The sequence below is a fragment of the Candidatus Woesearchaeota archaeon genome, from assembly GCA_018675335.1.
Lineage (GTDB): Archaea > Nanobdellota > Nanobdellia > Woesearchaeales > UBA11576 > JABJCP01.
This window is the reverse complement of record JABGYH010000007.1, coordinates 33,961-56,932: the sequence shown is the minus strand read 5'-3', so window position 1 is coordinate 56,932 and position 22,972 is coordinate 33,961. Positions and strand designations below refer to the sequence as shown.

General features: G+C 30.4%; 14 protein-coding genes. 13 read left to right on the top strand and 1 reads right to left on the bottom strand.

Features of this window, described 5'->3' with window-relative positions:
* Nucleotides 1–52 precede the first annotated feature (52 nt).
* The 13 genes from HN587_04615 (at nt 53) to HN587_04555 (ending at nt 21,873) form a co-directional block, all read left to right on the top strand.
* Nucleotides 53–913 (top strand): hypothetical protein, encoded by an 861-nt coding sequence (locus tag HN587_04615; protein ID MBT7903126.1) that lies wholly within the window; start codon nt 53–55, stop codon nt 911–913.
* Nucleotides 910–2,766: a hypothetical protein gene (locus HN587_04610; protein ID MBT7903125.1), complete on the top strand. Its 1,857-nt coding sequence runs from the start codon at nt 910–912 to the stop codon at nt 2,764–2,766. Before HN587_04615 ends, HN587_04610 begins: the two co-directional genes overlap by 4 nt.
* Complete coding sequence (locus HN587_04605; GenBank protein MBT7903124.1) at nt 2,759–7,762, top strand: hypothetical protein; 5,004 nt, start codon at nt 2,759–2,761, stop codon at nt 7,760–7,762. The genes HN587_04610 and HN587_04605 overlap by 8 nt, the downstream gene beginning before the upstream one ends.
* 164 nt (nt 7,763–7,926) lie before the next feature.
* A complete protein-coding gene (locus tag HN587_04600; GenBank protein MBT7903123.1) occupies nt 7,927–10,068 on the top strand; it encodes a hypothetical protein in 2,142 nt (713 codons plus the stop codon).
* A gap of 114 nt (nt 10,069–10,182) precedes the next feature.
* Nucleotides 10,183–11,172, top strand: a complete 990-nt coding sequence (locus HN587_04595; GenBank protein ID MBT7903122.1) for a hypothetical protein — start codon at nt 10,183–10,185, stop codon at nt 11,170–11,172.
* Between the two features lie 291 nt (nt 11,173–11,463).
* Nucleotides 11,464–13,575 carry a hypothetical protein gene (locus HN587_04590; protein ID MBT7903121.1) on the top strand — a complete coding sequence of 704 codons (2,112 nt, stop codon included), beginning with the start codon at nt 11,464–11,466 and terminating at the stop codon, nt 13,573–13,575.
* Between the two features lie 18 nt (nt 13,576–13,593).
* Nucleotides 13,594–14,484, top strand: a complete 891-nt coding sequence (locus HN587_04585; GenBank protein MBT7903120.1) for a hypothetical protein — start codon at nt 13,594–13,596, stop codon at nt 14,482–14,484.
* A gap of 69 nt (nt 14,485–14,553) precedes the next feature.
* A complete protein-coding gene (locus tag HN587_04580) occupies nt 14,554–16,992 on the top strand; it encodes a hypothetical protein (GenBank protein MBT7903119.1) in 2,439 nt (812 codons plus the stop codon).
* A gap of 149 nt (nt 16,993–17,141) precedes the next feature.
* Nucleotides 17,142–18,065, top strand: a complete 924-nt coding sequence (locus HN587_04575; protein MBT7903118.1) for a hypothetical protein — start codon at nt 17,142–17,144, stop codon at nt 18,063–18,065.
* A 283-nt stretch (nt 18,066–18,348) separates the two neighbouring features.
* The gene (locus HN587_04570) at nt 18,349–18,747 is read left to right on the top strand and encodes a hypothetical protein (GenBank protein ID MBT7903117.1); all 399 of its coding nucleotides are present in this window, start codon (nt 18,349–18,351) and stop codon (nt 18,745–18,747) included.
* Between the two features lie 58 nt (nt 18,748–18,805).
* Nucleotides 18,806–19,774 carry a hypothetical protein gene (locus tag HN587_04565; protein ID MBT7903116.1) on the top strand — a complete coding sequence of 323 codons (969 nt, stop codon included), beginning with the start codon at nt 18,806–18,808 and terminating at the stop codon, nt 19,772–19,774.
* A gap of 86 nt (nt 19,775–19,860) precedes the next feature.
* Entirely contained in the window at nt 19,861–21,084 is a 1,224-nt protein-coding gene (locus HN587_04560) for a hypothetical protein (GenBank protein ID MBT7903115.1), read from the top strand.
* 75 nt (nt 21,085–21,159) lie between these two features.
* On the top strand, nt 21,160–21,873 hold the full coding sequence (locus HN587_04555) for a proteasome assembly chaperone family protein (GenBank protein MBT7903114.1): 714 nt from the start codon (nt 21,160–21,162) through the stop codon (nt 21,871–21,873).
* Between the two features lie 64 nt (nt 21,874–21,937).
* Here the strand turns inward: HN587_04555 and HN587_04550 are convergent, their stop codons facing one another.
* Nucleotides 21,938–22,855, bottom strand: coding sequence for an AbrB/MazE/SpoVT family DNA-binding domain-containing protein (locus HN587_04550; GenBank protein MBT7903113.1), 918 nt, complete (start codon nt 22,853–22,855; stop codon nt 21,938–21,940).
* Nucleotides 22,856–22,972 lie beyond the last annotated feature (117 nt).

The window sequence follows — 22,972 nt, the reverse complement described above, 5'->3', positions numbered from 1 at the left end:
TTCAAAAAATAAAATCAAAAATAATCAAAATCAAAAAAATAAACCATAAAAAATGAATAAAAAAACAACAAAAAAACGAAATTCAATAAATACAATATTGAGTTCAAATAATTGTTTGAAGTTTTTGTTAGTTTTACTTATTGGTTTATTTGCATTTTCTTTGTTTGCAGAAGTGGCTGAAGCAGCACCTTTGGCTGCAGTTGGAAATTCAATGAAAAAATTATTCGCATTTGATGATACTCCGTCATTTGGTGATTTTCTTATTTTTATGATTATTTATTGCTTCATAGCATTTATGGGACTTCAAAAATTTAGGGGAGAGGGAAATAACGCTGCAGTTTATTTAGCAGTTTTAGCAATTGGTGCGGCCCTTACTGGTGGACTTGTTTTTGGAGGAAAAATTACTGTGACTAAACTTCTTCCAATTAGTGTGATTATTTTATTCTTTGCATTAATGGGGGGGCTATTTTGGGTTATTAGAAAAGTTCTGGGTGAAGGTGCGGGTAAAGCAATTATTGCATTAGTTCTTGCACTAATACTTTCTTGTGTGATATTTTATTTTCTGATAGTCACTGTTTGTAATGATAATTCATGTAATTCAAATTCAGTTTTGAAAAAAATGTTTGGATCGGATTCAATTTTAGGCCATTTAGGTCTTGGAGATATTAGTTCTTCAAATTCTGATGATAAATCAAAATCAGATGATTCTTCAAAAGTTGGTGAACCTGGGTCTGATAATGATCCTCGATTAGTTGCCGCAACTAAGTTTTTGTCAGATACATCTCCTGAAAATCTTGAAGATGCAAATTTAGCGCAAGGTCATATTGTATCTCTTAATCAATTAAAATCCGAATTAAAAGCTAAAACGTCCTCTCAGGTAACTCCTGCTCAAAACACTCAATCAAAAAAATGACTTCAAATAAAATGTTAAAATATGGTAGTTTGGTTTTACTAGTTTTAACTATTTTGTTAATCTCATCTGCAGTATTTGTTTTTGCGTTATCCTCAAAAGAAGTTAGTTCAAAAATTAAATCGTTAGAAACTTTTAGAAATACTGCTTTATTTAATTCAATTGAAGATGCGAGTAGAGATCAATTAATTGAAATAAAATCATCTCCAGCATATTTGGCTGCAAAAGATACTGCACTTGTTAAAAATGCATTTATTAATAAAGCAAGAGCTTTATCTAATTCAAAAAATCTTAAGTGTAATTCTGATTCTGATTGTCTTTCAACTGAAACTTGTGAAGATAATAATTGTGAATCGTCTAACTCAGAAAGTTCTAGTTCGTGGAGTGGTTGGAATATAATTAAATGGATTTTTATTGGTGTTGCAATATGTTTAGTGTTATTAGTTGTTCTTGCAATTGCAGGTAAAGTTAGGAATCGGTATTCTAAAAAGGCTTCAGAAAATGAAGATGATGAAAATGCTGCTGCGGATAGTGCACCACATAAAGAAAATGATGGTTCTTCAAAAAAGACCGGTGTGGACGAAAACGAGTCAGATCCAGATCCAATTAAAGCTGAAGAAGAAGTTGAGTTTAAACGAGTTCGTGATTTCATTAAATATTTGGAAGATCAAAATTTAGTTTTGAAAACAAAATTAAAAAAATTAAAAGAACAATTATCTTTAGAAGAAACTGATTTTTTTAGTAAGGATGCAGGATGTAAAGTTACTTTTGAATGGCTAAACCAACATGTCAAAGATAAAAGAACTGATCGGGAGGATCTTTCTGTTGTTGGTAAAGTAATAGAAAAAATTAAAGAATTTGATTTATCAAGAAATATTAGCACTAAACTTAAACATCTTCCAACTAAGTGTGGTGACGAAAAAGACTATTTTAACGCAATTAAAGATGTTATTAATACTTTAGTATCTAGGATTCCTGCGATGAGTCAAATTTTTGAAAAAATTGATTTATTAGAAAAAAAACAAGTTGAAAATGCGTTTGGAACTTTAGACAAATCATATAAATTAATAGCAATAAATGCTGATCAGTTAAAGTTACTTCTAGATTTTAAAAAGAGAAAATATGATCAATTTACTGATGAACTGAGTTTTGAAGTTATTCATTCTGAGCGGATTAATAATCAAGAACGACTAAAGAAAGTTTATAGTGAAGTTAGAGATTTATTTGAAGGGTTAAAAAAAGTCGAGGGTTGGGTCAATTTAAAGAGTGGTATTGCAAATTTAGTTTCAACTTCTTTGGATGTAGAACAAAGATTTAGAATTAAGTATGGTTATTTCCAATTAATCGTTAGTTTAAGTAATGAGTTGGATTCTAAAATTTTAGATTTAAGAAGTTTAGAAGGGGAAAAAGCAATTGCATTTGAAGGTTTATCTGTAACTCTAAAAAACTCAGCAATTGAAGCAAAAGAAATTGGTGAAACCAAATTCGCAGAAAAAACTTATGCTGATGCATTTAAGTATTTTTCAACTGCAAAAAAACAGTTTGAAGATAGCAAATCTTTTGCAGAAGTCGCAAATAAAATTATTCATCCTGATGTTCGTCGTAATGAATTAAAAAAAGTAATTGTCCGATTAGATAATTTAATTCAACTTTGTACTGGGGAGATAGAATTTTGCACAAATAAGATTAACGCATGCGAGGCAGAGTTCAAAAAATCAACAGATCCATCTCAACTCCTTCCAAGTACATCTGAAACTCCTGATGATTCTAGTAATGTAAGTTCTAATCCAGTTAGTTCAGATTCAATAGTTCCAACTCCAAAAATAGGTGGAGAATCGAAGGTGACAAATGAGTAGGTGGCTAAAAAATTTATTGCCTGGGAAAGGTAAAAAGGCTCGCAAAACTAGTGGAAGCGATACTGTTATTCCTCCACTTAGTTTAGATCAAGAGGATATTGCTAGAAAAACTGCTGAGTTTAGTCGTGAAACTGCAGCGGAACAAATTAGTGTGGATGATTTATTAACTGCAGTTCCTGCTAATTTAGAAGCTGCTGAAACTGTTGGTGACCAGTTAGGGGTTGTGGCAAAAGTAGAACAAAAAGTATCTCCTGATGTTTCAGATCTTAGGCGGCACAATAGGGTTGAATTAAAACTTGCAGAGGAAATTTTTAAAAGACTTCAAGCAGATGTAAAAAAAGTTTCTGCAAAAAAATCCGAACTTGAAGAAACAATTGCTAAGCTTAATCAGTCAAAAGTCGCATTTGATTCGTTTGATGGCAACTTAGAAGCATTAGTTTATTTGGCAAGTCAAGAAGATCACGATCTAATAAATTTAATTGGGGAATTATCTGTTACTGAACAACAATTTGGTTATCTAACTGAGTTGTGTAAACAAGTTGAGGATGTTTCAGTTGCGTATAATAAACATTTATCTCAGGCAAAAAAACCTGCAGCGTATAAAAGTAGAGCAGCAGAGCTTAGATCAATTAAGGAAAATGCTATTCGAATGAGTGCATTATTTGAAAAAAAGAAAGAGTTGTTACGTGGAATTATTGTGCATGTTCAAGCAGTAGCTGCTAAATCATTAAAAGTTCAAAAAGAAGATTTAGAATTTGAACGTGGACGCAATAAGTTATTAGATCAACAAGCAGAAAAAAGTATTCATGCGTTGGAAGATTTATTGTTATTCAAAAAAAATGAACTTACATTCTTAAATGCTCGTCTTGCAGAAGAGTTAACTGCTCAATCCGAGTTAGATCATAAATTAAAATCTTTATTTGCTGCAGCTAAAAAAACTGTTAAGTCTTTGAAGTCCAAATCAATTACATCTAAAAAAATTAAGGCAAAATTTGACGCAACTGTTAATTTAATTGATTTATTGTCTGAATTAGAATCTGTTTTGGGTAGAGTTAATTCTAGGTATCAGCATAAAACTTATGTTTTAACTGATTTGGATTTTATTTGTAGAAAATTAACTGAATTATTGTATCTTCATTTTGAAGTTTTAGATTTATCTGAAAAACATGTTGAAGAATTGTTGAAAAAAGAAAACTTAAAATCTCAAACTAATGAAGATAAAATTAGAGAGTTAAGTATTGAACTGGGAATTATCAAATCTAAATTAAGTGTTACTACAAGAACTATTGAACAATTAGAATCTGAATCAGGTCTTTTTGCAAAGCAAAGATTGGAAGCGGAACAGCAGCATCAAAAAATTAAAGAAAATAAGGGTAAAACATCCAAAACATTAGTCGAACAAAAACAAGTTCAATCAAAAATTACGGGAGAATTAAAAGAATTAATTGATATTTTAGCTCGAGCATCAGAAAAATTTTGGGTAGAAACAAAAGATGCGAAGGCGCGTCTTGCAGAACTTGACCAAAGATTTAGTGAGTTACAAAAAGAAAAAGTTGAATTAGAAAAAGAGTTAGCCTACGCACAAAACAGATCAGAAACTGAGGACTCTAATATTTTCTGGGTGGAAGCATTTCAAAAACTTGTTGCTAAACACAAAGAAGAAAAAGAAAATTATGAGTTTGCATTAGCTCAAATTCACAGAGAACTTATTTCTTTAGTTCAAGATATTTCTTCGCGTTCAGAAGCAGTTCTTGATTTATCTTTTTTAGATAATTCTATTGCTGCTCAAATTAAATCATCATTAGAATTGCTTGAAGAATTAGATTCTCAATTAACTGAATTAAATTCTTTTGAAAAATTATATTTTAAAAAATTAGTTGAACTTCCTCAGTTAATTTCAGATCCTAATCTTCTTAAGGAAGAAACAGCGAGAATTAATGATGATATCTCGTTTGTAAAATCTGAAATTAAAAGAGTGCTTAAGTTAATTAGTGCTTGCGAAGAAAAAATTGATAGCTTGGTCGATGAGACAAAAAGTATTTCTGAAGCATTTACAAAAACTAGGATTATGCTTTTAAGACGAGTTTCAGAATATGAATCTTTAATTAGTGAATTGATGTTGCGTATTGCGTCACTGACGGGTCAATTACAAGAAGAACATTCCAAATTTGACGTGTCTAAAGGTGAAGTTGCAAAATCACAAAAAGATTATGGGGAAGTTGTTAGACAGATTGATCTTTTGCGCGCAGAAGTAATTGGGTCACATAATTCTTTAGGTTCAGGATCAGATCATTCATCTCGCTTAGCACGCTCCATGAAATTAGCGTCTGATCATGCAGTTCAAATGGGAACTAAATTGAAATCTGCAGTTAGAAAATCTCAAGTAAGTGCACAAAGTGTTTTGTCTTCAGTAAGTTTACTGGTGTTAGAACAAAGTCAAGCAATTAAATTTTTAAGAGAAAATGTATCTATATTGAGGGGTGATTTGGCAAGTAGTGATCTTACAATCCAAGAATTATCAGAAGGGATTGATAATTATGTTTCATTATTGGATAATCAAAATGAAGATCATAAATCTAAAATTGCTTCACTAACTCAACAACACGAAACAAAACTTGCAGATTTAACTGCGGCTCATGCAGGGGAAATTGCAAGAATGAATCAACAACATGAATTGAGTGTTGCGGCATTAACTCAGTCAAATGAACAAAGTGCAGATGGATCTGATTCGGTTGCAACAAGAATTACAAAATTAACTGAGCATCATGTGAGGCAGATTGAAGATTTACAAATTAGGCAAGGTCAAAGAATTGCTGAATTAGGGCAGGCTCATGCAGTTGTTGTTGCTGAGTTGAAACGACAAGCACAAGTTGCAAATTCTGCTGCTGGCGATATGGGGCGAGAATTAGCTGAGTCTCAACAAACAGCAGCAATGGCAAGTCAAGAGAATATAAGGTTAAACAGGCTAGGTCTTTTGATGGTTGCAAAACTTAGAGGTATGCGAGAAAAATTAGCACAAGAACAATCTGATAAACTAAGAATTGAGGCAGATGTTGAACGTTTAAATGGGCAAATTAGTGATTTGTCTAGGAAGTTATTGATGTCAGAAACTTTATTTAAACAAACCGAATTAGAATTGAATAATTTAAAAAATGAACGAGAAAGAACTGAAAAAGAAATTTTGCAAGTGGGTATTGAAAATCAAGCAGTTAGTTTGTATTTTAATGAGCGATATGATGCTGCATTAGTATTAATGGAGAGAGCATTTGTGTTAGCTCAAGAAATTGCGTATCCTGATGAAAAAATAACTCAGATTAAAGAGTTTATTGTGCATATTAGGAAATTAAAATCTGAGAAAATTCCTGTGTTAGTGGGAGTTTTGACCCCGCATGTTGCAGTTCATAAACATCCTGATTCTATTATTGGTAGTGTTGAGGATGTTGAATTTTTATGTGATGATTCTGAACTTATAACAAATCGAGAAATTTTGTTAAATAAAAAAGAAATTTCATTTGGAACATCTAATGAATCTGATGTTGTTATTAGATTTGTAGATCTGCGTTATCATGAGGAGTTAGAACCTTCAACTATTAGGGGGTTAGTTCCTAGTCAATTTTGTATAACTCATTCTGCTAACGGGTATTGTTTAGAAAACAAATCAGGAACTGGGATGATAATTAATACTGATTCGGTTAAAACTGAATGCATACTTAATGATGGAGATGTTATTTGGTTAGATTCAGAAAGAGAATTTGGGTTCGTATTTAATTTAGTTAAAAAATCAAATATTTTTGAGTGGGAGCAATTTCATATTAATTTTAAATCTGAAATAAAAAATAAAACTCCTAAAAAACCAATAGTTGCAATTGGGGATATTCATGGCGATTTTTTCCGTCTAGCTAATGTTTTAAAGCAAGCAAAAATAATTAATAATAATCTCGACTGGATTGGTGGTAAAAAAGTAGTTTTTATTGGGGACTATGTTGATCGTGGAGGGCAAACCTTTATGGTTCTTGATTTGCTTAAGCATTTAAAATCTCAAGCACCTGCTGATGAATTTGTAATGTTGTGTGGTAATCATGAAGGTATGTTTTTAGGTGGTTTAAGTGGTATGGCTGCACATAATATTGAATTGATGTCTCAGTGGTTTGTCAATGATAGAAGATCAGAAGATAATGGCAGTAAAAAGATGTTTAATTATTTGTATGGTGTAAGGTTAAAAGAATATGTTGCGATTCAATCAGTTCTTGCAGAATTAGATGGAACATATGCTTCATTTTTGAGTAGGTTAAATCCTGCATTGCTTCACGCAAAAGTTTGGTACTCTGGATTGTTTGTTAATGATTATTTTAAATTTTTAAAAGAATCAATTCAAGTTATGCATGTTGATTCAAATATTTTATTTGTTCATGCGGGAATTCCAGTTATTAAAAAAGAAAAAAGATTTTTTGATAGACGGGAATTTTTAGATTGTTGTATGCAATTACAATCAAGAATACGTGCTGATAATATTCAAGTAAGTGATGTATTTGGACCACAAACTCCGTTATTTGCAGGTGATGAAAATGGTCGTGTGTGGGAATGGTATAATATTGAAAATAAAAAAACAAAGAATACTTTATTTGATGAGCAAAATCCAATTAAGAAATTAGGTTATGTTGCATTAGTTCACGGGCATACTGAGCCTCAAAGTATTGCGCTTGCAAATCGGCAATTCAAACAAAAAGATACTGCTCGTTATAATATTGATTTTGGAATGTCTAATTTCTATAATAGGAGTTATGGGGGGTGGCTTGCAATTTCAACTGAAGGTAAATTTCAAATTCATCGTGCAAGTACCTCGTCTGATTCAGAAAATAAATCAAATCTTGACGCATTAGATTATGTTGTGGGTAGAAAAGCAAAAGAAGAGCAGGTATTGGAGTCTCCTTCATTTTGGCCAAAGTGGGCAAGGTTAAAAAGATCAAAACCCAAATCCGAAGCAGATTCGAACTAATTTAATTCATAATAAAGTTGAATAATTTATCAAATAAAAAAATAAAACTTAAATTAAAATAAAATACAAATTTAAAAATTTAAAATAAAAAATTATGATATTACATTATAAAATAAAAATATTTATATACCATAATTAATTAGAATTTAAAAAGAGCTGTTAAAATGAATAAAAAGGGAGCATTAAAGGCAATTTTATTACTAGTTTTAGTTATTTCGTTAATTGGTATTTTCGCATCTTCAGTTAGTGCGGGTCCACTTGATTCAATTAATAGTTTTTTTTCGCAAGGAAAATATCAAAATTATAGTAAGATGATTGATTTCTTTTTATTTTTCACGTTATTCTTCGCAGCAGCATTTCTTGCTTTTTCAAAATGGTTTGGTGGTGGATTTGGTAATGCTGGTTCTGCAAAAGGTGCAGTTATAGGGTTATCTTTTGCTATTGGTTGTTTACTTTCATTTGCAATTGTGACTGTTACTAATTTTTCTGTTACTAATTTATTTCCTATCGCAAAGAATTTTATGCTGGTTATATTCTGGCTTGTATTATATGGTATTCTGAGTAATGATGCACTTATTGGTGGTGAGTCTTGGACTTCTAAAATAGTTGCAGGTGTTCTTGCAGGTATTCTTGCATTTGTATTATTCAATATTGCAATTAATTACGTTTGCTTAATGGAACCTAATCGTAATGATCCTCAATGTATGGAAGGTCTTGTTCCAGGAATGAGAGGTCTTGCTAAGTGGATTAATCCGAGTTGGTTTGACGGTAGTTCTAGTGGATCTGGAGATTCTGGATCTGGTACTTCAGGTGGAGCATCTGGTGCGGGGTTAGGTGGAACTGGTTCGGATGATGGCAAAGGCTCAGGTGGTACAACTCCTGTAAAAAAAGGCATTTGTCGTTTAGATGGTAATTTTAAATATGATACAATTGATTTTGTTACTAAAGGTAATATCGCAGATTTTTCTAGAAGAGTTAAAGCTGCAGGTATAAATCAAGTTTATGTTTATGGGTTCGCATCAAAAGAAGGTGGTGAATCCCATAATGCTGGTTTAAGTACTAGGCGAGCAAAAACTGTTGAGTCTGAAATTAATTCAGTGGGTGTTGGATTAAGTGTTTCTGTTAGTGGTGAAGGTGAAACTGATCTATTTGATGGTACATATCCTCCTAATCGTAGATTTATTATTTCAACTCAATCATTGGGCGTGTTTACTCCTGCTCCAAGTTTAGGATCTTCAATTTTTGATTGTGAAAAAGAAGTTCCACCAGTTCCTGTTTGTAAAGTTGATAAAGATTGTAAGGCGGGAGAGAAGTGTGATGATGGAAAATGTATTCCTATGCCTATTCCTCCTCCAGTTTGTACAAAAGATAGCGAGTGTAAAGCGGGAGAAAAATGTGTTAATGGTGCTTGTGTAATTCCAACTCCTCCGAAAAAAACTTGTCTTGATGATTCAGATTGTGCTTCAGGAGAAGAATGTGTTGATGGTTCGTGTATTGCATCAAACAATTCTGGATCAAGTTTGCCTTGGTGGGCTTGGGCATTAATAATTGGAGGGATATTATTACTAGTACTTGGCGGAGCTTTTGGTTTTCGTAAGTTTACTGATAGGAATAGAACTCTTAATACTGAACTGGATCAAATAAGGCGGTTACTTTTACTCGCACAAAAAAAGATTCATGTTCTATCGCACACCATGCATAATCTTCCTCGAGGGTATTTAGCAAGTCCTGCTTATAATCAAGAAATGGCTAAATTAAAAAAAGCACTTCAAACAAAATCTATTACTGGGATGAAAAGAGCAGTTAAAAAATTATTTGATGATGCTTCGTTTATTCCTGGATTGACTGGTGCTGATCGTGTTAGATTAAGAGATGATTTTATCGAAACTGGTTATGTGTTAAGGAAAGCTGAAAGATTAGTTAATGAAAAATTTTATCATTTATTTCATTCAAGATATAATCGCGCAACAAGATTAATTAATCGTTTAGAAAAATTAACAGTGTCGCCAATTGTAAATCCTGATGGTAGTGTTTTATTTATTTATCATAATGATTCAACTGATGTTTTAAGTGCAAAAGTTCAAATTAGAACTCCTGGTGCAGTAAGTCCAACAACTCATGATTTAGTTGCAAAACATAATCATATTTGGGATTTTCAAACTCCTGCAGGCCAACCTGATGGTCAATATCATTATAGGTATGCGATTACTTATAGAAATCCTGCAGGCAATCTTACTCGTCTAGAGTCTGATGAACTTCATGGTTATAAAGATGCTAGTGGGCAATGGTCTACTTTTACAAAATAAATGTTATATCCAAATAAATGTTACATGAAAAATAAATATTATGTCCAAATAAATGTTTTATCAAAAAGTAAGGTTATATTTACAAAATAAATTTCAAAATAGGTGTTATAAAAAATGGTTGCAGTCCCTTTACCCAAAAACGAACCTGTGGATGTTAAATCTTTGGCAGCACAAATAGCTCAAGCTAGATCTGCGTTTGAAAATATAGATTTTAAAGGTGCAATGGTAGCTCTTGATCATGCTTTAGCTAAAGAACAAACTGTAGCGGGTGAAGAAAACGCGTTTGAGCGAGAAGAACATGAACTCGCAGATAGAAGACGTGAAGTGCCGAAATTTAGAGATATTAAAAAAGAACGTGCGGCTCGTGGAGAATTAGAAGAAAAAGATGAACTTACTGTTGATGAGTTTTTAAGAATTCTTGAATTTAATGTGGCAGAACCAAGTAATAATGTTCATACATTGCTTGTTCAAAAATTTATTAAGTTTAGAAATAAAAAATTCCAAATTTTAAATTATCATCAAAAACATGTTATGTTAGCAGGATTACATGAAGTAGAACACATTCCTGGTATTCCTGCAGGGTGGATTCCTTGCACAAAACATGTTTTAGAAAAAGTTTTAACAATTGCAACAAACCCTGTTGTTGAAAAAATGCAGCCTGAAGTTAGTGCAGCTGAACTTTGTCGCTATATTATTTTTATTCGTGCTCAAGGTTCAAATGATTCTGTGATTAAAGAGCATGTTCTTAAACATAAAGTCCGGCATGGTAGTCATTATGCTATTGTTGACGATTATCATCACAAAAATGGCAAAGATTTTATTCATTTTCATGAGTATCCAAAGCACATTTGGATTCCATTAAATCCCACTGCGGTTAATGATGCAGTTATTGTAACTCGTAATTTAAAACAAATTGAATTATTACTTCATAAAAAAGCACCGTATAAAATTGCCAATCTTGTTCAATTTATGAAAAGAAGCAGTCCTTCTGATGCTTTAATTAATGACCATTTAATTAGATCATTTAGAGAATTTGATAAAGCCTTTTCTCCTGACATAGTGGAGGATTTAGTAAGAATTAGAACTTATTTTGTAAGTTTTTAATTTTTTGTTAGGGTTAGTTTTTGGATCTTAAAAAATTGTGATTGCAATTGACAGGGTTAAACTGCGATTGGCAGGAATAAATATAAAATTGTTAAATTTTATTTATAAATTCACATTCGAGAAATTATTTTTCAAAAAATATTTTTAAAAACGAAATGTTTATATAATATAAAACAACAAATGTATACTAATCGTATATTTTTAGTATATTTTAATATATTATTTTAATATTTAATGTATATTAACAAATTACGTTTGGTTCGTTGAATCAAAAATTGGTGAAAAAAGAGGATGAGTGAGCGAAAATTTTTATTAACATTATTAGTAGTAATTACCTTTCTAATTTCTAGTTCATTTGCTTTTGGTTTAGATTGCGAAATTAGTTCTGTTAGTGGTGATTTTGATCTTGATTGGGGCGAGCCAGGTAGTGGTAATGATTTTAATTTAGTTGATTCTGTTGAAATTCCATTTAAAGTTGTAATTGATGGTAAACGCACTGTTGGAACTGATAATTGCCCTCCTAAAAGCGCCCCCTTTAAATTAGAAGTTACTTATGTTCATAATGATCCTGTTAAAAAAACGTATCAAAATTATTTGTATCAAACAATTAATTCTAATTTTGCTAGTTATGATAAAACTCAAGAATATTTTTATTCTGGTGAAAAAGGGTTTTCAAAAATTATTATTACTTATGCTAAACTTAAAAGTTTAGGTGTTTCCCCTCCGTTTAATGGAAAAATTAAATTAAGAGTGCATTATCTTGGTGCTATTAAAGATAGAACAGTTGATTTAGTCGATAAAAAATCTGAACAATGTATAGGTGTTACAAATCCTGAAGAGTATGCGTTAAGAGGTAAACATTTAGTACTTAAAGAAACTAAAGGAGTAAATTTAGAAAAAAAACAACTAACTTACACTGCTTTGGAATATAGATCTCAAAATAATCTATTTTTTAATGGTGTTTCTTATTCTAGATATCTTGGTCAAGGAGATAAAAAAGCTTGTATACCTAAAGATTTGCCTGAATTTATGTGTGAGTCTGAACTAGCTGGAGATTATTTAGTTGATAGTTTTATTTCTGGCGCCATGTTTGTTTGTCAATACGGCGATAAACTTCCTGACACAAAAACTTGTCATTCTAAAATTCCTAGTAGAGTTGTTTCAAAAATTCCTGGCAAAGATACTCATATAATGTATAATAATGTGGAGTATGAATTAAAGCAAGGAAAAGTTCAGTGTGAAAATAAAAACTACACTCAATATATTAATGTAGGTTCCGAATGTCATTGTATTGAAGGCGCGCATGAAAAAATATGTGTTGAAGTTCGTGACTGGTGGATTAATGATGTTAAGTCAATTTTTAATTCTAAAGAAACCCTAACTGAAAAAGGGGATGATTACGAAAGTAAAATTAAAGTTCTGGGTACTGCAGAGTTTGAAGGAACGAATTATCCATATACTATTATGAATGACAAAGTTATTTGTATTAATGATCAAAATAAAAAATCAACACCAAAAAAAACTACTAAAACAAAACCTAAAAAAATAGAAGTTGGAAAAACAATCAATGGTGTTTGTAGATTGGACGTAGAATTTGATTATAATAAGGCTGAGCCAAAAATCTCAGACACAGATCTTCAAGATTATCTTCGTGGTGCATTAGCACAAGGCACTGGAATTCATATTTATACGTTCGCATCTCCTGAAGGATCAGTTAAAAAGAACTTGGTTCTAGCAGAGAAGCGTGCTCAATCAATTGAACATAAAATTGCCGATATTGCAATTGCAATGGGAACTTTCGCAAATCCTATGGTTCAAATTCATCCTATTGGTGAAATTCCAAAAACTTTTTCAAATAATGGTTTTGGTTCTGATAGGCGAGCAGTAATATCAACTGAATCTATTTCATTTACTGGATCTGATTATTCTAGTTTTTTGCCTGCGCCTTCTTTGGGTAGTTTTACTGTTGATGCATGTATGCCTCCTCCTTTTGATGAGTCAAAAGTTCCTGAGGGTGTTAAGTGCATTGATGATCTGGGTTGTTTTGTAAAACAAGGTGCTGACTGGTACAAATGTTTAGATCCTCAGTGTGTACAAAAAACTAAATTAAATCCAAACAATCCTGAAGATAAACGTATTATTTATCTTTTAGAAGGTCACACAGAATTATCTAAAACTGATAAAGAAAATTTTGATAATGCTAAAAAGTTACTTATTGATGCTAAAAAATTAATTGAAGACTCAAATAAGCTTGATGCAGATCCGGGTTTATGTTTATTAAATTGTGAAGAGAATGAAATTAACTTAAATCAAAGAAGAGATTTAAGAAATGCAGCAGTTGATAAAATATCGAAAGCTCGTAAGATTTTATTTGAATTACATAATAAATTCAAGGTTGAATAAAAAATAAACTAAAAAAAGATGAAACAAAAATTTAATTTATTAAAACTTGTACCTTTTTTGATTATATTACTAGTTAGTTCTTCATTTGTTTTAGCACTAGATCAAGCTCAAGTAACAACTACAATTGGCGAGTCTAATGATCTTATTAAAGCACTTATTAGTTCAAGCATTTCTGTTGAGGAATTAGATGACATTAAGTCTTTTGTTGAGACTGCAGATTCTGATAATGGAGCAGTTTTTGGATCTTCTGATTTAATGGCACTTTGGAATTCCAAGTATCTTGAACTTAGTGGGGATGATCCTACTTCAGTTGTGAACGAGGGAGAGTCTGATTCTATTTTGCCTTGGTATTGGTGGATTGCAGCAATAGCGATTTTATTATTGATTTGGTTATGGATTAGAATTAGACGAAAGTCTAATGAAAACACTGAGAAACAAGAAAAAGAGTCTGAAAAAGATGAATCTAAACTGGAACATTTAGAAAATGAATTATTAAAACTTTGGAAGATTAAAGAAAGTCTTATTAAAAAAAATCTTGAAGAAGTTCGTCATTTAACAGAAGAAGAAAAACATAAATCTCAAGTTCAAAAAGAACCGAAGCGAAGTTTAAGTTCAGCTTTAAGCGGATTAAGAAATAAAGATAAAATTTCTGATGCAAAAGATTTAGCAGATTTGAAATCTAGAATTAAAAAACATAAAGTTATTCAAGGATCTAAAAATCAATTTTCGGGAGATCAAATTGTAACTATTATTGATGGAGTATTGAGTGATTTTTATAAAATTGGTAAAAAACAAGGGATGCCTGAAGCATTTATGGCATTGGATAGATTGGCAATTAAGTTAACTCAATCAGAAGGCATTAGGGGTAAGTTTGTAGAGTTAGTTCATAAAAAATATGATCAAAATTAATAGTTTACTAATATTTAATTATAATATGATATTTAGAACATAATATTTAAAAAAATAAATTTAATAAAAATGGTTGAAGCACACGTTAAACGGATTTTGGAACATGATGATATTATTGCAAATATTAATGCAGTTCTTAATTATCCTAGAGATCAAGAGTTTGGTAAAGAACAATTTATGAAGTTTTTACAATTAAATCAAGTTCAACTTGATGAACATATTAGAGTTGCAGTTGAGAGTCAGGCGTTAAAACCTGTGCATGCTCAAGTTGAGATTAGGTTCTTAAAAGAACATTTGGGTGTTTATAAAACTCCTGAGTCAGGATTAAAAAAAGTTATGTCTAAGTTTGGTTTAAAAGAAATAAATGCAGGATCAATCGCAGCAATTTATATTGCAATTTATAGTGAAACTGATAAAATTCAAGTTTTAAATAAATTAAAAATATTGTGTAAACATATTGTTGAAATTTCAAATAAAGAGTCAAAACTTGTTAAAGACATGAGAGCACTTGAAGAAGATATTTTGGCTCACTTAACTAAAATTGAAATTAATGTTTTAGGTAAAGGCGCTAAACAAGAAGTGCAAAAAGAAGAAAAAGAAGCAGATGCAAAAGAAAAGCTTCTTGAAAATGATAATTTATCGGAAGTATCAGCAGAAGTTCAAAAAATGATTGATGACAAACGAATTGTGCTTAATCAAAAGACTGGACGTATTGAAATTACTAAAAATCCTAAATCATTGGAAGATCAAGAATTATTACTTATTAAATTTTTAGCAGTTACATTACATTTTTTACATATATCTTCACTTAGATTTTTATGGATTTTAAAAGAACAAGATGTTCAACTGGGTAATGAAGTTAAACTTATTGATAAAATTCTTTCAATAAATGGTAAAGAAGATGCTTTACTAAAATATTTTGAAGAGATGCTTAAAGAAAAAGAGCTTTTAGTTTCAGATCCAAATCCTAATCAGTTTCAACGTATTGATATTTATCATGAGAAGTTTTTAATTGATAAAATATTTGGTTATGTTCAACAACTTAAAATTAAACTTGAAGAGTTAAATAAAGTAATTACTGCTCGTAAAAAAGGTCATTTTTTAATTCCTTTAAAAAATGTTAAGGTAAGTGTTAGTCATGTATTTGAAGGCAAGCACGAGTATGTTGAGAATACTGAGATTCGATTAGAAGATTGCGAATCACCAGAAGTATTAGTTGGTAGTTCAAAAGTATTAGGTAATTGGGTTGTAGTGAGTGATAAAAAAAATGTTATTCCAAAGATGTTCTCAATTTCAAAAGACTGGAAGATTTCAGTATTCAAAAGAAATACTCCTACAGTTGATGACCCGGGAAAACTAGCATTCGCGCCAGTAGTTGTTAAAAGATCTGATGGTTGGTTCTATTTATCGTTAGAGGATTTACCTTTACTAAAACTTTTAGAAGATAAAACTTTCAAATCCCAATTAAAAATTCCTAAAAATCAAAAAGTCTATATGATAAATCCAGTTAAAGAAGAATTTGTTTTAGCAGATGGTGATATCATTCAGTGCGGCACTCTAGACACATTTAAATTTGAAGTGCGCGATGAAAGCGGAAAAGTTGTTAAGCAAAATCCTCTAGACGTTGAAACAGAAAAAGTTAAAGAGAAAAAGAAAGAACAAGATTATGAGGATAATTTATTGGATGCAATTACTGAGTGGGATAATGAGTCTAAAAATTCAAAACCTGCACTAGCTAATTGTGGGTTTAATGATTTAATTAATTTCTTAGTAAATAACAAAAAACTCGGGGGAAATATTGAGGATATTTGTAAAAAAGCAAGTATTGATAAGTCTGATTTAATTGATTTTTGGATGTATACTCTAGCAGGTAAAAAAGAACTTATTGCGTTAAGTATTGCAAAACCTCAAAAAACCAATAAAGATGGTTTGCCTGAATACAAATTTGAAGAATTAATGGCACTTGAAAATTCATTTAGAGAACTTAAAGATCATATGTTAAGATACAATGAAACATACAAAAAAATTGCACGTAAAAAAAGATATGTGTACATTGCATTTAAACTTCCTGAAGAGCTTAAGTTTAATGATTTAGATCATTTATGTGCGCATTATAACATTCTTCGTCAAGGTTTTGATTATTTATGGGAAATGTTAACATTTGGAAAACCCGTGTCTGATTCAGAACGTGAAGCTCGCGCTAAATTAGCTGACGAATTAGATAAAGCAGTTCGTGCTTGGGATGATAAAACGTTTCATTCAGGAGATATTGAATTAAAATCTGGTTGGCTAGAATTTATTAATGGACTTTGTGAACATTTAAACATTACAGGGGATAAATTAATTGGACAACTTCAGAAAAAATTTGATTTAACTACTGGTGGTTTGAAAGAGTTATGGATTTCAACTAACTCTGTAGAAAAATGGGCTGAGTTAAAAAGTGTAACTCCTGCAAAACTTAGAAAGATGTCTTTTAAAGATATTAATATTTTAAATAAAAGTAACTAAACAGTCATATTCAAGGATTATTTTATTATTACCTTAAATTTTTTAAATTAAAAATTAAAATGTAGAAAATATTAAATATCAGCTGATTATATAAACTCATATTCGGTTGGTCATTAATCATTATTATATAAAAGAACGAGGTGTTTATTATGAAACCTGAAGATAAAAGAAAATTACTCGAGCAAATTCATCATGGGCTTTCTAGAGTACATATTGCGGGAGTTAAAGGAGAAAAACTCCACGGCATAATTAGATATATGGCAACAAAGTTAGAATCAAAACATGCACATAATGATGAAAAACATATTGATGCAGATATGGCACATCTTGAGGAAGCAATTAAAGGACATTTAATTAGGCATGCACAAGATGATGAAAAACACATCATTACTGAGTTAGTTCATGCTTTTGAGATGATGTATAGTTTAATTCATTCAACTGCGCTTTACAAAAAGCATGATTTGGAAGAAATTCAAGCAATTGAAGCTGCATTAATTAAGTTGAAAGTTAAAGATCCAAAAATCAGAAAATTCTTTGAAGGGATTGTTAATGCTTGGAAAGCAGATGTTAAACAACAAAGAGAAACCATTAATGCAACTTATGCTCGTGCAGAAGGAGGTCATGGTTTCAGAAATGTTATGACTGATGTAGTTAAAACTGAAGGTTATATGAAATATTTTGGAGAGTACCGTCTTGTTCGTGATATTAGAAAAACTGATTCTAGTGTAGAACATATGGTTGCTGAGATAAAAAAACATCCAGATCTAAAAAAATTATTAGAACGACTTCAAGTTTTAGAAGATAAACTGCATAAAGATTTTGCGAAATTTGATAAACTTGTTTTTACAAGTTGGGATGCATTAAACAAAAAAATCTATGAGTTTTTACAAATTATTGCGCGTGCAGTTGGAATTCATGAATTGCCAGCACAAGATGATAAAGATGTTAAAGATTTAACTCATGAAATTGTTCAGCGTCTTGAAGTTGCATATCTTCATAATTTAAGAATTGTTGATGTTCAACTTGAAGGAGAGATTAAACAAACTGCGGCTTTAGCTAAACGTCTTGGTTAATTTTTTTAATTTTTTTATTTCTTTCTGTTTCTTTTTTTTTTATTCATATACTTATGACATATATTAAACATTTTTTTGTTTTAATATTCTGATTTTATTTTACCGAAAGTATTATATACCAATTAATCCTGTTTTATAAATAATATATTATTAGATATACAGTTTATTTAATTTAATAATTATGGGGTATTATTCATTGTTAAAAGTTATAAAAACTTTTAGCACTATAGGACACAATATTTTAGTATTGAGTTCTTTATTTTTTTAAAAGAGGTGTTTTGAAATGCTTGAGACTCGTGATTTTGTTGCTATGTTTGTTGGTATTGCAATTATTGCATTAGGGCTACTTCCCTTACTGAGTAAGTTGGGTGTTGGTCCATCTTGGTTTGCACTATCATTGCCTACAAATATTCTAAGTTATGTTATTGCTGCAGGAGCGTTATTTCTTGTGTATGCATCAATTATTGAAATTACTAATAGTAATGGTATGGGTAGTATTTCCATCATTGTTGCTTTGGTATTATTATCAATTGGATTACTTCCAATACTTAATGGATTTGGCATTGGTCCTGCATTTTTTAGTTTAAGTTTTTTAGCAGGTCTTGGAGATTATTTATTCCATATTATCTTTATTGTTGAAGGATTCTTTTTATTGATATCTGGATTCTTAATGGAGATGTAATTTAATTTTTTTAATTTTTTTTTCATTAAATTTAAGGTTTGATTCTTATAAAATAAAAATGATTAGTTTAAATCCGTTTAGAAAACATGGGTATCGACTCATTCAAACATCTGGTTTGGTAGTTGAGATTATTAGATTAGTTGTTGAATTCTATGAGGTTTACAAAGATTTTCTTCTTTTGCATGCAAAGTCTGAATCTGAAGTTTCCGAATTAAATCATTTGTTAGTTGAATTAAATAAAATTGAGTCTGCAAAAAAAAGACATCATATTGTAAAACAACATAAAAAACAAGTTCTTCAAACACAAAAAGACTTTGAAACTGCATTTAGGTATTTAGGTGATGCTTTAACTGATTTAGAGGGTGTAGTTTTAGATGATGATACTTTATTATTTCGTGAAGCAAACTCGTTAGAAAAAGCAGCGGATTTAGTTTCTCATCCTGCGTTTATTGTTCCTATTAATGAAAAAAGAGCGCTTGTTCATAAAATTGATCATTTAATTGAAAGAATGGTTGAAGCACAACATCATTTTTGGATTATATCAAAAGCAGAAGCTCGAGGGTTTACTAAAATTGAACTTTTATCTTTGAGGGGGCCCAGGTCTCATAAGCGTCGGTTAAGACATAATGCGGTTGAAGTAAGAACAGTTATTACTAAAATTGATGAATTACAAAACTCATTAGATGAGGTTAAAAATCATGTTGAGTTACATAGGAAACTTGAAGAGTTAATTGCATTATATCATGAAGAATTTGAAGATTTGGAACATATCATGCATGAAGGGCATGTTCTTATTCACACCTCTGAAAAATTATTTAAAGAAATTTCAGGGGAGGCGAAATCAAATAATATGCTTCATTTGAAAAAAAGTATTGGTGCAGTTCACAAAAAATTTGGCAAGGTATTAAAATCTATTCAACAACAAGCTCTTCGAGAATATATGGATTTAGAACATATTAAAACACGCGCTCAAGAACGTCATGAGTTTATTGATGAACAAAAACAAATTCGTGATAGGGCTGCATAAAATAAATTTGTGTGTATAAAACATTATCTGTGAATTTGCAAATTATATGTTTTTATTATAAAAATTAAAAAAAGGGTGTAATAATTATGGAACGAACTTTTTTACCTGCATTTATTGGAGCTTTATTTTTTACTTTAGTTTCAATAATTCCTGGATTGTATTACGTTAATGGATTCTTTTTGTTTTGGTTATTTTTTGGTTCACTTATAGCCTCGCATGTGTATCATAAAAAGCATGGTGAGCATGTGACTGCTGAACAATCTTTGTTTATGGGTGCATTGACTGGAATTTTTGGAGTGGTTATGACAGTTCTTGTTTGGGCGTTAGGTGATTGGTTTGTTGTTCCATTCTCTCCTGTAATTAGATTATTTAATCTTCAATTATTTTCTAGTCCTGATTTGTTTTTTCAAGTTTTAGGTGTGGGTTTTGCCCTGGGCGGATTATTAGGTATGCTTTATGGTTTGAAAGCAAGATTTATTCACAAGATCGCGCACTCTGTTGATTTCAAAAAAGCTTTTGTGTCTTCAGGAATTGTTGGTGGTGCAGTTTTAATCATTGCAGGGGTTGTTCGATTATTTTTCTTACTTGCTGTGTCTGAGTCAACAATTGCTGTGTTAAATAAGATATTTTTAGGTTTATTTGTTATTTTGTTAGTTGTTGGCGGTTATTATTTTGTTTGGGTATATGATCGTTGGGCTAGTAAGTATATTAAGTTGTATAGAGAAGGTTTTTTGTTTGGATTTTTAATTTCATTTATTGTAACTTTAGTTTCATTTTTGTTTTTCGTTACAAATAAGATTGGTTGGAAATTTTTTACTTTAGAAGATTTTGGAGCATTTACTTTGGTGGTACTTTTCGCATCTTGGATTTTTACAATTCCAACAAGTCTTGGGTGTTTAATTGGTATTTGGAAAATTAAACCACATCACAATTCAAAGAATCGTATTGAATTGATGTATGAACATAAGGTTAGATCTAAGCATTTAGAAAAAAAGAAGACGATGGTATCAAAACATATTTCTCCGACTAAAAAAATAACTAAGACTAAGATAGTTAAAAAGAAATTGGTTAAGAAAAAAGCACCTAAGAAAGTTGTTAAGAAAAAGACAACAGCAAAGCAAAAAAAAGGGATAACTTCAAAAAATAGTCTTAAATCTAAACCAAACACGAAATCTAAATTGCAACCTAAGTCTAAATCTAAACTTAAATCTAAACTTAAATCTAAACCTAAATCTAAACCTAAATCTAAACCAAAACCTAAAAAGAAATCTAAAGTAAGATCTACTGTAAAAAAGAAAACAAAAAAATAAATATCTTAATTATATTTTAGATTAAAAAGTTTTATAAAGTATAATTTGTTAAAATTTTTAAACGAGGTGATGTTAATGAATATTGTTCTTAAAAAAAAGCCAAAGAATCCGGTGATTATTGAAGGATTTCCAGGATTTGGTCTTGTAGGTACTATTACTACTGAATTTCTTATTCATGAATTAAAAGCTAAACAAATTGGAGCAATTCATGCAAATGAACTTCCTCCATTAGTTGCGATTCATGATGGTGAGTTAGTTCAACCAATAGGAATTTATTATGCGGAAAAACAAAATTTTGTGATTTTACATATTATGACTAATATTAAAGGTCTTGAATGGGAAATTTCGCAAGTGTTAATGAAACTCGCAAAAGATTTAGGTGCTACCGAAATTTTATCTTTAGAGGGTGTGGGAACACAGGCAATGCAAGATTCTACTAATGCGTACTTTTATGCTAATCAAAAGAAGAATGCTAATAAATTTCAAAAGATTGGTATGAAACCATTAAAAGAAGGTATTATTTTGGGTGTGACGTCAACATTATTGTTACAAGCAGAATCAAAACCTAGTCTATCTTGTATTTTTGTTGAGACTCATTCAAACTTGCCGGATAGTAAGGCTGCAGCAAAAGCAGTTGAAGTTATAGATAAATATTATGGCTTAAAGATTGACTATAAACCTTTACTTGAACAAGCTCATAAGTTTGAAGAAAAAATTAAGGGTGTGATGGAAAAAGGTATGGTTGCACAAGAAGAAAGTCAAAAAAAGAATTTAAGTTATCTTGGTTAAGATTTTTTTTAATTTTTAACTTTTTTTAATTTTTATTTTATCTTATTTTTATTTGGTATTTTTGTTATTTTAGTTCTAAGGTTATTCGTTGTAATGATTTGGTTATTGATAATAAATTCATGATTGCGGAATAATAATGAATTAGTATTACTGGATCAATTTTTTTGGTTGTTTCTTTTATTGCATCTGCTTCTACTGTATTTCTTGACAGATCATATAGTTTGTTTTGTAATTTCATTATTTCATTAAAATCTTTTTTCAAAAAGCATTCATAAATTTTATTTTGGATTTCAAATAATTCTTCGAGTAAGTCTGACTTTTTTGGGTTAAGTTTAATTATTTTTTTACCTAGATAAAATAAGTTTGCACTTAATCTTTCAAGTCTTGATGCAAGATAATAGTATGCGTAAGTTTTATGATCTCCATATTTATTTTGGTGTATTGTTCTTCTGCAATGATTGCTTAAACGCAAATTCATATTAAATAATTCGGTTATTTCTTTTAACTTTGTTTGATTCCATTCTTTTTTTAACGTTTCAGCAATTGTTTTTGAAACTTGAATCATTTTAGTAATTAGTAAATCTACTGGTGTGTCATGATCATTTAGAAAACAACGTATGATTAGTTTTTCTTTTTCTGCCGATACTATTTCTAGTCCTGTAAATGTAGTTATTTCTTTTTGTATTGTGCTAAGATTTGGTAATAGTTCTGATTTTATAATTATTTCATTGTAGCCTGCATCGTATGCTTGTGCGAGTGCGTATCTTATTTGGTAGCTGCAATTTCTAGCATTTTCGGTTGATATGTTTATTGTTGTGCTTTTTATTGTTGTTTTATTTGAGAATGTTGAAATGCGTAAATCGTTATCTAGTGGACTTATTTCTATTTCATCGCCTGAATTAAGGTTATGGTCTCGTATCCAATTGATTGGAAGTGTTACGGTGAGTGCTTTTTTTCCTTGGGTTACTAGTTTTCGTTTCATCTTATTTCTAGCTTTGCCCTGTTTATATATAAATGTTGCTGATTTATAGAAATACTAGTATTTTATTCTTTAATACTATGAGTACTATTTTTGAGCAAAGATCTATTGGATTGTGTG